Raw genomic sequence first — 14,080 nt, forward strand, 5'->3', positions numbered from 1 at the left:
CCAGATCAATGAATTCCCTGCGTTCCAAACTTGCGTTCGAGTTTTTCGTCACCAATGGGGCGACGGTCGCAAATTTCCTGTTGTCGATCTATATCGCGCGCATCCTCGAGCCGGCCGAGATCGGTATCTTTTCGATGGCGGCGGTACTGGTGGCATTCGCCCACGTGTTCCGCGACTTCGGTGTCGGATCTTTCATCCGCAGCCAGAAGACCCTCACCACCGAATCCCTGCGCGCGGCGATGGGCGTCATGATCTGCGCATCCTGGACCTTCGCGCTGGTGGTCTACCTGGCCGCGCCCTATGCCGCCAGCTATTACAAGCACCACGGTGTCCAGGAAATCATGCAGGTGCTGGCGATCGGCTTCCTGTTCATTCCGCTCGGCTCGATTCCGCAGGCCATGCTGGCGCGTGAACTGAATGTGCGGATTCCCGCCATCGTCAGCGCGGCATCGGTCCTCGCCTATGCCATCAGCTGCATCACGCTGGCCAAGCTGGGCTACAGCTACATGGCCTTTGCCTGGGCTAACCTCATCAACATCATCGTGACCGTCACCGCTTATTCGCTGCTGCGGCCGAAGAACCTGCCGCGCTGGCCATCGCTGCGCGGTTGGCGCGAGGTGGTCAATTTCGGCGGCGGCACGATGCTCACCAATTCGATCCGTTCCGCCGACGCGGCCTTGCCCGACCTGATCATCGGCAAGCTCAGCGGGGCGCACGCCGTCGGCCTGTTCAGCCGCTCGAATTCCACGGTGAACATGCTGAACTATATTGCCGGCCCGACGATCAACTTTGCCACCTTGCCCTACCTGGCGAAAGTCCACCATAGCGGCGAGGACGTCTCGCGCGAGGTCAAGCGCATCATTGCCTATCTCACCGGCGTGATGTGGCCGGCGCTGGCGGTCATGGCCTTCGTGCCCCAGGACATTATTTTGCTGCTCTACGGCCCGGCCTGGCTCGGTTGCGCCCTGATCATTCCGGCCTTGTGCGTGGTAGCCGCGATCCAGACCTCGTTCTCGGTGCTGCAGCCGGCATTCACGGCGATGGGGCGCCCCTACCTGGCAGCTTCGCCGCTAATGGTGGGCATGCTGGCCAAGGGCGTGCTGGCGGTGGTCCTGTTCGACGGCACCCTGCAAGGCTTCGCCACGGCCTTCGTGCTGGGAGAGGTCCTGTCGATTCCTGCCTATCTGTTGCTTGCCCGCAAGACCATGGGCATCCAGGTCGCTCACTGGGTGTCGGCGACCTGGCGCAGCGCCGTCACGGTGTTGGCCATCCTGGCCTCGCTCTACCTGTTCTCGCCGATGCTCGCGTCGGTGGGCCATCCGGCCGGACGCCTGCTGCTGGTGGGGCTGTTCACCTTCGTCGTTTGGTCCGCCGCGCTGCTCTTGCTGCGCCACCCGCTGGCCGAGGAACTGCTGCGCGCGAAGAACCTGCTGTCGACCCGTTTGGCGCGGGCATAGGACGGCAAGCCCGCAAGGCGGGCGGGCGACAAAGAAAAAGCTGCCTGGATGCCGTATCCAGGCAGCTTTTTTTTCATGCGACTGGCGCTGGCAGCAGGCAATGATCAGCGGGCTGGCAGCCTGCGGCGGAAATACTTCTGCGAGGGCGAATCCACCGCATGGTGCAGCAGCACCGACAGGGCCAGCACGGCCAGGAAGGACAGCCACAGGTAGACCTGGTTGACCTGGTTGGTGTCGGACACGAAACCGGCCTTGAGCAGGTCATAGACCAGGTAATGCACCATATAGGTCGAATACGAAATCTCGCCCAGGTAGACCAGCGGCGGCGTGGACAGCGCGCGCGTGATCCACGACGAGGTCACGCTCAGGTAGGCGATCAGGAGGGCAAAGGCGGCCGGGATCAGCGAATAGTCGGGAATCGGGGTGGCGACGTACAGCACGCACAGCGCGACGAAACCGGCGAGCGCGACGCCCGACCAGGCTTCCAGGAAGGCCTTGTGGTGGACGAACAGGGAGCCGATGAAGACGCCCATGAGGAATTCCAGCATGGTGCGCACCAGGGCCATGCGCGGGATGTCGGAGCCGAGCGAGTGCAGGCCCCCTAGCGAATAGATCAGGTGCAGGAGCACCGCGACCAGCGCGATCACGACCAGGTGCGCGGCAATGCCGCCGCGCAGCTTGCGCAGGCTGAAGGCCATCACGGGAAAGAACAGGTAGACGAACCATTCCGAGCTGATCGACCAGGACGGTACGTTCCAGGTCAGGTCGCTGCCGACCCACATATGGACCAGGAACACGCTCTGGATGAAGGAACTCCAGGTATAGGATGCAGGCGCCGACCCGCTGCTCGACAGGAAGGTGAAGGCGCCGAACAGCATCAGGTAACCGCCCAGCATCACGAGATGCAGCGGGTAGATGCGCGAGAAGCGGTTCCAGTAGAACTTGCCGATGCTGCGCGGGGAATTGTCGGTCAGCTTGGCGTGATAGCTCAGGAAAATCACGAAGCCGCTCAGCAGGAAGAACAGGTCGACCGCCAGATAGCCGTGCGAAATGATATTCCTGAGCGGCCCGGAGACCGAATCACCCATCAAACCCAGCGAGTGGTAGAACACCACCCACCAGGCGCAGATGCCCCGTAAGCCTGCAAGTTGGTTGAGCTTCACAGTGTCACACGTCCTTTTTCTTTGAGCTGGTCGCGCGCCACGCGCGCGGCATACTGGTCGATCGCGATCGTCAGGCTGACCATGTAGAAGATGAAGGGCTGGTAGGCGATGCCCACAAAAGCGCCGCCGGCAAGGAAAACCACGATGGCCGTCGTCAAGGCGTCGGCCAGCGTGACCAGCCAGGCCATGCCGGGCTGGTCGCGCCAAGTCTTCTTCAGCTTGCGCAGCTTGAGCAGCGCCAGCACGATGATCGAGAAATACAGGGCGAAGCCGACCATGCCCTGTTCGCCCAGCACTTCGAAATAAATGCTGTGGAAGGCCTTGCCGCCCATCTGTCCTTCGGGAAGGTAATGGACCACGCCATCTTGCGACACGGCCACGATCCGGTTATGCATGTAGGCGTCAAAGCCGCCGCCCAGGGGATTGCTGCCGACGAAGTCGAGCGTCCATTCCCAGACCTTCAGCCTGCCGAGCGCGGACGAGTCGGCGTTATAGGTTTCGATGGTCGACATGCGCGCGCCCCACGGGGTCGAGGACAGGTCGATATTCATCAGGATGACCGCGGCCAGCACTGTGCCGCCGATCCACCACTTCTTCTTCTTCGACTTGAGCATGGACAGCGCGCACAGGGTCACCACCGCGATTACGCCGGTGCGCGCGGTCGTGCCGACCACGGTGGCCAGCGCCGTGACGATGATTCCGGCGAACAGTCCGAAGCTCAAGAGGTTCCTTGGGAACAGCAGGGTATGGCGCATGATGAAGAGGATCAGCGGGATCAGCATCACGCACACCACGGCCAGCGTGCTGCTCTCGGACAGGCCGGTATTACCCGAGCCCATGATCGCCAGCACACCATAGCCGCCGCCGCCGAGCGCGGTCTTCACGCCGGCCGAGAAGAAGATGGTGCTGGCGGCAAAAATGAAGACCAGGATGAAGGCTTCGATCTGCACCCGTGAACGGAAGATGTAAGGGATGAGCAGGGCGAAGATCAGGACCTTGGACGCCCAATCCCATTTCGCCCATGCGCGGTCCGGGAAGGCCGACATCGAGGTGGTCAGGGTCACCCAGATGGCGAACATGGCGATCAGCACCAGGATCGCGCCGAATTTGGGCGGGGATCTCCGGTCCTTCAAGGCGAACAGCGACAGGGTGGCCAGGGCCGCGATGAAGGACAGTGGCATGCCGTTGACGATGGAATAGGCAAGCTGCTGGGGCTTGACGATATCGACCCAGACAAAGCCCAATGCCGCCGCGAATGCGGCGGAAAACCCCATGAACATCAGGCCGGCAAAAACCGCCGTCAAAAAAAGACTTTGCATACGTGTGTGAGGCCTTGCGCAACGTTGGCGGGAGACCCAAGGGCCGCCCGAAGCAGAGGAAACGCCCTGACTGTGCGTTTACTTGCGAATGTCCTGGGTGGGCTGTGGTGGCTGGGCTTGTTCGCTGCCGGAAAACCAGGGCAGCAGCCTGTCGAGCTTGATGGCGCGGAAGACTGTGTAGACGATCAAGGTGCTGAAAAGAAAAATTGCCGCGTTGTCAATCATGACTTCCTGCCTTTAACGGGTGCTGCCTTCTTGAAGAGTTGCCAGAACGAATGGGCACTAGAATACCACGTGAGGTGGAGCAACACCGTTGCGGCTATAGTCTTTCTGTTATCTTTTTGGTACTACATTGGCCCTGGACGAAAAAAAAGCGGAAGTCCCGGGGACTTCCGCTTTCCGGTCGATGCCCGGCTTAGCGCGGCACGACGGCGTATTGCGGTTCGGTTGCGTAGTCCGGCTTGAACGGGCGCGCCGCGAACAGCGACCAGGCTTTCGCACCGCCGGCATTGGCGCCGACCGCGTAGGCCAGTGCCGGCTGCATGATGGCCTGCGAGCCATTAGTGGTGACAGCGCTGACCATTTCGCCGGTACGCAGCTTCAGCAGCGAAGCCATGAGCGAGCTGCCGCATTCCGACTGCAGGACCGACAGCGTGTTGTTGGCCTGGTACACCTGGCCGATCGTCGTGTAGAACGGCGCGGTGGCGGTGTCGCGTACTTTCATGCTGTACAGCGGCGCTTCGATCCAGCAGAAGCCGCTGCCCACCATGCGGTCTACCACGAATTTCGACTTCCAGGTCAGCAGGGGCTGGGCATTGCTGAAGCCGAGCTCGACCATGCGGCCGATCACCATGGTGAAGAAGTCATCCTGCCATGGGGCCAGGCCGGTGTTGCTGTCGTACTCGATGGCATAGCCGTTGGTGATGACGCCGAGCTTGTTCGCTGCCGTATTGCTGGTGTAGGCGGTGTTATACCAGTCGATATTATGGTTCACGACGGCGGTGAAGTTGGCCTTCTGCGGATCGTTGTCCGGCGTGATGTAGGCCGCTTCCGTGATGCTGCGCATCGCCCATGCCTGGGCACGCACCTGGTCGGACTGCACCAGCCCCTTGCCGGCCTGGCGGAAGCCAGGGTTGTTATAGAAGCTGCTGTAGTTGCCCCAGAATTGCAGCTCTTCCAGGTGGTAATAGTCGCCGGTCACCAGGTAAGGCACGTAAGCGAAGGATGCCTGGTGCGCCGTGTCGGCCGTCATCGGGGTGCTGCACAGCGTTGCCGGGCAATCCGGGAAGGCTTCCTTCTGGCGGGTCGCCGGATTGATCGTGTCGTTGCCGCTGGTGATGATCGACATGTACGGATACTCCGCCAGAGTCACCGGACGGCCGGTGTTCTTGTTGCGGTAGTGGGTCGACCATGCGCCGGCCGAGTCCGACATGCCCAGCGAGACATCCTTCATGCGCTGGTCCATGCTCAGAAGGTAGAGCGCACTCCAGGACGGCATCAGGCCGATCTCGCTGCGGGCGCCGGTGGTCGGCATGTAAGGCTGGCCGACGCCAGGCTGCATCGGGCCGTTCTTGCTGGTGGTCCAGCGCGATTTCCAGGAAGCGATCGTGGTGTCCCCGATAACCAGCGACTGATCGTAGTTCGGCAGAGCCTTGCTGGCGAGCAGGTACTTGGTGTCATGACGCACGTTCAGGACCTGCGCCTTGCCCCACCAGAATACCTTGCGCCAGCGGGCGTGGTGGTAATGAGTCAGTGCAGCCTGCGAGAACACAGCCTGGCCGCCGACCAGCATCTGGGCGTCGTAGGTCAGGTTTTTCGGCGCAGCCTGGTAGGCCCAGCCGTTTTCCAGCGTGACATCGACGCGGGCGCTGTTGCTGCCGGCGTAAGAACGGATGGCGAACTGTGCAAAGAGGTGCGGATGTTCGGTACCCGAGGCCGTTTTTAGCGGGGCCGACACGATCCATTCGTTGACTAGCGGGCCCGACAGCCAGACCGTGTATTTTCCCAGTTTCAGCAGCGCGTCGGCCGAGGCGGTGTACTGCACGCCACCGATGGTCGCGTTGACGGCCGCGGTGAAACCGTTATTCAACAGCGATACCGGCGTTGCCGCGGCAGGTGCCGCCGCAGCCGTGGCCTTGGCCAGGGTGATGTTTTGCACTTCGTTGGCAGCACTGCTCGGCAGCTGCGCCGTGATGACGGCGTGACGCAGCGAGCCGTCTGCATGGCGCGCCTTGACGTCGACCTGCAACGGCACCGCGGCGCCGCTGGCGCTCTTGCCGGTGACGGTTTCATCGCTGGCGACATGGCCTTCGGCAAACACTTGTCCAAAGGTCGCGGCTGCGCTGGTTTGCGTCGTTGCCGTCGGGTTGGTCAGCTGGACCGCGGTAATGCCGCCAGCCTGGACAACGACCGGGCTCGCGTTGGGCGCCGGGGCTGGAGCAGGCGCCGGGGCCGGCGTTAAGGTCGGGTTGACCACCAGCGGCGTCGACGGGGTTGCGCTACTGACACTGCACGACTTGCCCTGGCCAGGGGCTGGATCGCCGAAGACCGAATTGGCGCAGGCCACCGGGCTGGTGACCGTCCTGGTGACATAAGCGGACGCGGTGCCGTAACGGACCTCGGCCGTACCGCTGAAGGTACACCAGTTGCCCTCGGTAGCGCAGGCATTCCAGGTCATTACCATCGTTGGTGGCGCGAGCGCGGTCACCGGGGCGCTGGCAATGCTGCAGGATTTGCTGTAACCGGGAGCTGGGTCGCCGAACGCGGCGTTCGAGCACGCGACCGGGCCGGTAACCGTCTTGACCGCGAAATTAGTGCCATAACCATAGCGTACCTCGGCAGCGCCGCTGACGTTGCAGGTGCCGCCTTCAGCGGCGCATTGGGTCCAGGTCATTTCAGCGGTTGATGATGGAAGATACGAGGTACTGGCCCGGGTTGCTGCCATCGTACCAGTTGCGCTGGCCATCGCGTCGTCTGGTGCGGCATCGGTGCCACCACCGCATGCCGACAAGCCGGCGCAGAGCGCGGCTAGAAGAATCGAGAGAGGGGTATGGGATGTATGGCGCATGATCTGAACGTGTCCTAGAAAGTAGCGGCGTAATAAATAGTGCCGTACGGATACATTCAGGTTACAGCGGAAAAACAAATGATTACAGGAAAAATTTAAAGCTGATACTGAAAAAATTCCCAAAAACAACAAAGAATTATCATCGGCATCACTCATGTTGTCAATAAACATTTATTTCAGGCACCATCTTGTGATGTTTTTAGGAAACAAAATCCGGACAATTTTGCCCGTTTTAGCTTGTGGGATAATTCCCCCAACATTACCGTGGCTTAATATTTACAATTGCCTACGATTAACTAATTTGCCTTTTCGACAGTGGCTTATGATGAACATCTTGACAACTGAATGGTCCTGTCATGGCTATCCATAAAGCCCGCCGCCCCGCCGGCGCCAGCTACCGTCGCCACTGGCTGGGGGCGGGCATGGCGCTGTTCGTGCTGGCTGCCCTCGCATGCGGCGCGATACTGTCGAAGCTGGACGATGCGGGCGTGCCGCCGCGTTCCTTGGGGCCTTATATAGAGCGCCGCAGCGATGGGCACCATGCGGTGATCGAAACGGCCGGGCAGGCCGTCGGCGCCTGGCTGGTGCGCGCCGACCGTGGCGAGCTGGCCCTGCGCGCGGCGCCTTGGTCGGGCAGGGTAGGTATGCAGCCGACGGGGATGGCGGCAGCGCCAGAAGCCGACGGACAGGAAGTCCTGGTTGCCGACAGTGCCGCGCTGCTGCGCGCACTTGCCGCAGTGATGCCGGGTCAGGTCCTGACCCTGCTGCCGGGCCGTTACCGGATCGAGCGGATGGTCGAGCTTGCCCGTCCGGGCAGTGCCGCGGCGCCGATCGTGGTGCGTGCCCGCCAGGCGGGCAGCGTCCAGATCGACATGGCGACCGAGGAAGGATTCCGGATTTCAGCGCCCTACTGGCGCTTTGACAACCTGGTGCTCCAGGGCAGCTGCGCCAACAACAGCTGTGAGCACGCATTCCATGTGGTGGGCAATGCCCATCACTTTGCTGCGCGCAACAATCGCCTGGTGGATTTCAATGCGCATTTCAAGATCAATGCGGAAGGCGGACGCTATCCCGACCATGGCCTGATCGAATCGAATACGCTGACCAATACCAGCGTGCGGCCTACAGCCAGTCCGGTGACGCCGATCGACCTGGTGACGTCCAGCCATTGGGTGATCCGGCGTAACCTGATCAGCGATTTCATCAAGGGTGACGGCGACCGCATCAGTTATGGCGCGTTTGCCAAGGGCGCCGGCGGCGACAACCTGATGGAGCAGAACGTCGTGCTGTGCGAGGACAAGCTGCGCGGCGCGCCGGGCCAGCGCGTCGGCCTGTCGCTGGGCGGCGGCGGTACCGGCAAGTCCTATTGCCGCGATGGCGGCAAGTGCATCACCGAGCAAACCGGCAGCACCCTGCGTGCCAACCTGGTGGCTTCCTGCTCGGACGACGGGATCTATTTGAACGCGGCCGCAAGAAGCAAGCTGCTGCATAACACCCTGGTCGACACCGGCGGCATCACCGTGCGCTTTGCCTCGAGCAGCGCCGACGTCGAAGGCAACCTGGTCGACGGCCTTATTCGTAGGCGCGACGACGGCATCCTGCGCCTGGGGGACAACCTGCACTCGTCCGCGGCGCGCCTGTACTTCGGGAGCCATCCGCAGCGCGCCTTGTTCCGCGATCCGCTCGCCTTCGATTTCCGCTGGCGCGATCCGGCCGGAGCCCGCAAGCTGCAGGGCGAACCGATGCCTGATTTATGCGGACCGGCGCGCGCCGGCACGGCCCGTTACGGGGCCTTCGAGGATTTCGCGGGCTGCTTGGCCGGCCCCTGAGCACCGCTCACCTGCCGGCGCAGAGGCGTTTACATGCCGAGCTTCCATTTAATGCGATGGAAGTTGTGGATGAGCGGGCTGAACGCCGAGTTGCCCTTCCAGACGCCCCGGTAAAGCCGGTATTCGTGGTTGGTGATTTCGCGCTTGCTGGGCGTGTCGCCCTCGCCGCGGTCGATCACCCTGAATCCATATTCGCCGCAGGCTTCGATGATGTGCTGGAAGAGCAGGCGCCCCGGTGAATAACGTGAGAATTCCGGGTTGTAGACAGGGAACCAGAAAGTCAGGATGCCATTGCCCATGATGCCGAAATGCGAGGCGATCCATTTGTCGCCCGCATACAGGGTCGACAGCACGCCGCGGCAGGTATCGAACCGGTAGTCCAGCAGCCGGAACAGGGCCCTGCGCTTCCACTCTTCTTTCAAAGAGTCGGCAACCTTGCTCTCTGCATACTGCGCGCGCTTCTGGGCAATCAGGTGCGCGAGCTGCCCGGGCCGGTCCTCGACGACATCGAACTCGAAGCGGATCGGGCCGATTTCCTCGGTCAGCTTGCGCAGGCGGCGCGCGGTATCCTTGGTGTAGTGGCGCGACTGGGCGGCATTGAGCACCGGCGCCGTCTCGGGCGTGAGCAGGGCGCGCAGTCCGATCCGCGGCTGTTCCCCGGCCAGGCCGTGTTGCAGCTGGGTTTCGTCGAGATGGGAAAAATTCAGGTAGTTGACGTTCGCCAGGCGCAGCAGCTCATCCGCGGTGATGCGGAAACCCGGGGCGGCCACCACGCCGAAAGTATCCATCAGCTCGCCGCCGACACGCTGGGCCACCTTGAAGCGCCCGGCCCACTTGTTCTCATAAAGGTAGGGGAAGAAAGCGCTTATTTCCCCCTTGTCCTGAATAACGCAGACGCGGGCATCCACGCCGGACTCGGCAATGGCACGGGCAAAGTGCGCGCTCATGAAGGGCGAAGCGACATGGGGCTGGGTCGTCGACAACCGGTCCCATACCTGGATTTCGTCCGGGGAAAGGGCGTTGGCCTTCTTCAGGTATGCGTGGCGTGAGAGGTTTTGCATTTTTTGCAATGGAATGTGGGCGACGACATTCTAAACGAAAAATATTTCTGAATCGCATTGAACAGTGCGTACCGTCCACATCGAACCACAGCATGGACAACTAGCCGCTGGCGAGGGAGGGTGCTGCAGGAATCGTAGTGCGCAGGGTGAGAGGCAGAAAAAAAGCGGGTGCTGCGGGAGACGAACGGGGCAGGCGGCGAGCCGGCCCGTGACAGGCCCAGTGGGATCCGGGCTCGGCGTGTTATTTCGAGGTGAGGACCATGTAATCGACCGCCGCCTTGATGTCGGCGTCGGGAGCGGTCGAGCCGCCCTTCGGCGGCATGACGCCGGCCTTGCCCTGGAAACCCTTGATGGCGTGCTCGTACAGCGCCGGATTGCCCTGGGCGATGCGCGCAGCCCAGGCTGCCTTGTCGCCGAGTTTCGGCGCACCGGCGATGCCGGCGCCATGGCAGGCAACGCAGGCGCTGTTGTACAGGGTCTTGCCGGTGTCTGCCGTGGCGACGGCCGGAACGACAGACGACGGGGCCGCAGGCGCCGCGGCAGGAGCGGCAGCGGCCGGCGCGGCGGCAGCAGGCATTGCGGCGGCAGGCACTGCGGCGGCAGGCGCTTCGGCAGCGGTCGCAACGGCTGGTGCAGCGGCCGGGGCCGGGGCGACAGGCTCCTTGAACGAGGCGCCGCTCTTGTTGGTCAGGTAGACCACGGCGCGTGCGACTTCCACGTTGTCGAGATCGGGATTGCCGCCCTTGGCCGGCATGGCGCGGATGCCTTCGATCGCATGCTTGACCAGCGTGTCGTAACCCTGGGCCAGGCGTGTGCTCCAGCCGGCGTTGTCGCCCAGTTTCGGGGCGCCTGCCGCGCCGCTGTCATGACAGGCAGCGCAAACCGCGACATACACGGCGTTACCAGCTTGCAAGACGCGCGGGGCGTTCGCATCAACCAGGGTGAAGCCTTCCTCGGCCACCGGGCGCACGCGGGCAGCGATTGCCTCGGCGCCCTGGCTGTTGGTGCCGGCGCCCACCAGGCGGTCATTGGTAGCGAAAATCACGAGCAGGATGATGCCGATGACGATGACCAAAAAGAACCCTGCAACCGCTGCGATGAGCTGTTTCGGGGTGCTGATCAGGGATTGGTGTTCATTGTGTGCGTCGCTCATGATTTCCTTAATTCTATTAAAAAAACCTGCCACTACCAGCGCTTGCAATTACATGTTCTTTTGCAAATGCCGTCAAACGGCCGATTATAGACGTAAAGCTGCTGTAGTGTAACGAAATTCAATGCTGCCAGAGCATGACCATGGACGCCGGTGGCGAAAGACTGTATCCTTCGCCTCACTTTCTCTCCCTTAACGCGGCTGTAGCTCAGTGGATAGAGTATTGGCCTCCGAAGCCAAGGGTCGTGGGTTCGATCCCCGCCAGCCGCACCATCCCATTTATCTTCCTTTCTTGCCTTCCCGGGTGTCGACGCATGCCGCCAGCGGCCTTCGCGCGATGCTTAACGAAGTGCTATCGATACGGCGCGCACGATTCATGCTTTCTTGGAACTTGTGTTTCAGAAAATGCTAATATCCGACGATCGATACAGATGAGCTGGCCAAAGGCGTCTTGTTACAGCCATGTCATTTAGATATCACTTCGAGGTCAATGTTGTTACCGTTAGACAAATTCTAAAGGTAAGTTGAGTGTACTTATGCATTCGTGCTAAACTGAATGTTAGCATAATTGCAAAACTAAATTCTTGAGCGGAATGCGATCAATGAAAGCTGATGAAGTCGTCGCAGTTGTAGGGCTGGGTTACGTCGGGTTGCCCCTGGCAGTTGAATTTGGCAAGAAGGGGCGCACCATCGGTTTTGACCTGTCGCGCGCCAAGATCGAGCAGTATCAACAGTGCGTGGACCCGACCGGCGAAGTCTCGTCGGACGCGCTGCGCGCTGCGAGCTGGCTCGAGGTTACCACCGACCCGGCCATGCTGGCGCAGGCCGACTATATCGTCGTGGCCGTGCCGACGCCGGTCGACATCGCGCACAATCCCGACTTCACGCCGCTGATCGGCGCCAGCAAGTCGGTCGGCAAGCACATGAAGCGCGGCGCCATCGTCGTCTATGAATCGACGGTTTATCCGGGCGCGACCGAAGAAGTGTGCATCCCGATCCTGGAACGCGAGTCGGGCCTGAAATGGAAGCAGGACTTCAACGTCGGCTTCTCGCCGGAGCGCATCAACCCGGGCGACAAGGAACACACCCTCACCACGATCCTGAAAGTGGTCTCGGGCGACGGCGACGAATCGCTCGAGCGCATCGCGACTCTGTACGAATCGGTGATCACCGCCGGCGTCTACCGCGCCTCCAGCATCAAGGTGGCCGAAGCCGCCAAAGTCATCGAGAACACCCAGCGCGACCTGAACATCGCGCTGATGAACGAGCTGGCGATCATCTTCGACAAGATCGGCATCGACACCCTCGAGGTGTTGAAGGCGGCCGGCACCAAGTGGAATTTCCTGCCCTTCCGTCCGGGTCTGGTCGGCGGCCATTGCATCGGCGTCGATCCCTACTACCTGACCCACAAGGCCGAGATGGTTGGCTACCACCCGCAGGTGATCCTGGCGGGCCGCCGCATCAACGACGGCATGGCCAAGTTCGTGGCCGAGAAGACCGTCAAGTCGATGATCTCGTCGGGCTTCCACGTCAAGGGCTCGAAGGTCAACGTGATCGGCCTGACCTTCAAGGAAAACTGCCCGGACCTGCGCAATTCGAAAGTGGCCGACATCGTCCACGAGCTCGAGACCTATGGCGTCGAAGTGCACGTGTTCGACCCGGTGGCCGATGCCGCCGAGGCGCAGCACGAATACAACATCGCGCTCGAGAGCTGGGACAGCCTGCCGAAGGCCGACGCCGTGATCATTGCCGTGCCGCACAAGGAAGTGCTGGCCCTGGCGCTGCCTGACTTCCAGTCCAAGCTCAACGAAGGCGGCTGCTTCATCGACGTCAAGTCGCAGTTCGAGCCGAAAGCCCTCCAGGAAGCCGGCTACTACGTCTGGCGTCTATAACATTCCGTGGCTGCGCGTGTGCGCGGCGACGTCGCCGGCAGCGCCGGCGTGACCCTGAAAGTGTTTAGAAAGTGAACAAGTTCCAAGACGTCCAGCAGCACCTGCGGCAGCACCGCTACCACTGGCTCGTGACCGGTGCGGCCGGGTTCATCGGTTCGAACCTGGTCGAGGCGCTGTTGAAGCTCGGCCAGCAGGTCACCGGCCTGGACAACTTCGCGACCGGACACCGCTACAACCTCGACCTCGTGCGCGACGCCGTCGGCGCCGAGGCCTGGACCCGCTTTGCCTTCATCGAAGGCGACATCCGCAGCGAGGCCGATTGCGCCAGCGCCTGTGCCGGAGCCGATTTCGTACTGCACCAGGCGGCACTGGGCTCGGTATCGCGCTCGATCGACAATCCGGCCATGACCAACGAGGTCAACGTCACCGGCTTCCTGAACATGCTGGTGGCCGCGCGCGATGCAAAAGTGAAGCGCTTCGTCTACGCCGCGTCGAGCTCGACCTACGGCGACCATCCCGACCTGCCGAAAATCGAAGACCGCATCGGCAACCCGCTCTCGCCCTACGCAGTCACCAAGTACGTCAACGAGCTGTATGCCAACGTGTTCGGCCGTACCTACGGCACCGAATCGATCGGCCTGCGCTACTTCAACGTCTTCGGCCCGCGCCAGGATCCGAACGGCGCCTACGCCGCCGTGATCCCGCAATGGGTCGCGGCGCTGATCTGCAACGACGAGCTGCGCATCAACGGCGACGGCGAGACCAGCCGCGACTTCTGCTACATCGAGAACGTGGTGCAGGCGAACATCCTGTCGGCGCTGTCGGGAACCGACGCCGCCAATCAGGTGTTCAACATCGCGGTCGGCGACCAGACCAGCCTGAACCAGCTGTACGAGACCATGCGCGGCCTGCTGCGAGCGCAGTTCCCGCACCTGGACGCGCACCGGCCCCAATATGTCGAGTTCCGCCGCGGCGACGTGCGCCATTCGCTGGCGGATATCTCGAAAGCGGCGGCCCTGCTGGGCTACCAGCCCACGCACCGGATCGGCGAAGGCCTCCAGCAGGCGATGGCATGGTATGTGCAACACCTCGTGCCATCTGAGAACAGCAATGCACAACCAAACAAGCAATAAAAATCGGGG

The 14,080-nt window shown here is 62.0% G+C and carries 10 protein-coding genes and 1 tRNA gene; 5 read left to right on the forward strand and 6 right to left on the reverse strand.

The features are described 5' to 3' along the window. The first annotated feature begins 8 nt into the window (after positions 1–8). Entirely contained in the window at positions 9–1,457 is a 1,449-nt protein-coding gene (locus AC56K1_RS08630) for an oligosaccharide flippase family protein (RefSeq protein ID WP_497157429.1), read from the forward strand. 104 nt (positions 1,458–1,561) lie between these two features. On the opposite strand, the gene AC56K1_RS08635 is transcribed toward AC56K1_RS08630, so the two are convergent. The 4 genes from AC56K1_RS08635 to AC56K1_RS08650 all read right to left on the reverse strand — a co-directional run bounded on the left by AC56K1_RS08635 (position 1,562) and on the right by AC56K1_RS08650 (position 6,832). Beyond that, positions 1,562–2,620: an acyltransferase family protein gene (locus tag AC56K1_RS08635; RefSeq protein WP_497157430.1), complete on the reverse strand. Its 1,059-nt coding sequence runs from the start codon at positions 2,618–2,620 to the stop codon at positions 1,562–1,564. After that, positions 2,617–3,939 carry a putative O-glycosylation ligase, exosortase A system-associated gene (locus AC56K1_RS08640; protein WP_497157431.1) on the reverse strand — a complete coding sequence of 441 codons (1,323 nt, stop codon included), beginning with the start codon at positions 3,937–3,939 and terminating at the stop codon, positions 2,617–2,619. Before AC56K1_RS08640 ends, AC56K1_RS08635 begins: the two co-directional genes overlap by 4 nt. 78 nt (positions 3,940–4,017) lie before the next feature. After that, positions 4,018–4,164 (reverse strand): hypothetical protein, encoded by a 147-nt coding sequence (locus AC56K1_RS08645; protein ID WP_497157432.1) that lies wholly within the window; start codon positions 4,162–4,164, stop codon positions 4,018–4,020. 190 nt (positions 4,165–4,354) lie between these two features. Then, entirely contained in the window at positions 4,355–6,832 is a 2,478-nt protein-coding gene (locus tag AC56K1_RS08650) for an RIFT barrel domain-containing protein (RefSeq protein WP_497157433.1), read from the reverse strand. 530 nt (positions 6,833–7,362) lie between these two features. On the opposite strand from AC56K1_RS08650, the gene AC56K1_RS08655 reads away from it, so the two are divergent. Further along, entirely contained in the window at positions 7,363–8,835 is a 1,473-nt protein-coding gene (locus AC56K1_RS08655) for a right-handed parallel beta-helix repeat-containing protein (RefSeq protein WP_497157434.1), read from the forward strand. A gap of 29 nt (positions 8,836–8,864) precedes the next feature. On the opposite strand, the gene AC56K1_RS08660 is transcribed toward AC56K1_RS08655, so the two are convergent. Then, entirely contained in the window at positions 8,865–9,896 is a 1,032-nt protein-coding gene (locus AC56K1_RS08660; protein ID WP_497157435.1) for a GNAT family N-acetyltransferase, read from the reverse strand. Between the two features lie 241 nt (positions 9,897–10,137). Further along, positions 10,138–11,049: a c-type cytochrome gene (locus AC56K1_RS08665; protein ID WP_497157436.1), complete on the reverse strand. Its 912-nt coding sequence runs from the start codon at positions 11,047–11,049 to the stop codon at positions 10,138–10,140. A 194-nt stretch (positions 11,050–11,243) separates the two neighbouring features. Here AC56K1_RS08665 and AC56K1_RS08670 point away from each other — a divergent pair. The 3 genes from AC56K1_RS08670 (at position 11,244) to AC56K1_RS08680 (ending at position 14,071) form a co-directional block, all read left to right on the forward strand. Then, a tRNA-Arg gene (locus tag AC56K1_RS08670) sits at positions 11,244–11,319 on the forward strand. 329 nt (positions 11,320–11,648) lie between these two features. Continuing rightward, positions 11,649–12,938: a nucleotide sugar dehydrogenase gene (locus AC56K1_RS08675; RefSeq protein ID WP_497157437.1), complete on the forward strand. Its 1,290-nt coding sequence runs from the start codon at positions 11,649–11,651 to the stop codon at positions 12,936–12,938. Positions 12,939–13,009: 71 nt separating this feature from the next. Further along, positions 13,010–14,071 carry an SDR family oxidoreductase gene (locus tag AC56K1_RS08680; RefSeq protein WP_497157438.1) on the forward strand — a complete coding sequence of 354 codons (1,062 nt, stop codon included), beginning with the start codon at positions 13,010–13,012 and terminating at the stop codon, positions 14,069–14,071. Positions 14,072–14,080: the final 9 nt, after the last annotated feature.

The sequence above is a fragment of the Telluria sp. ZB4P37 genome (assembly GCF_059685855.1).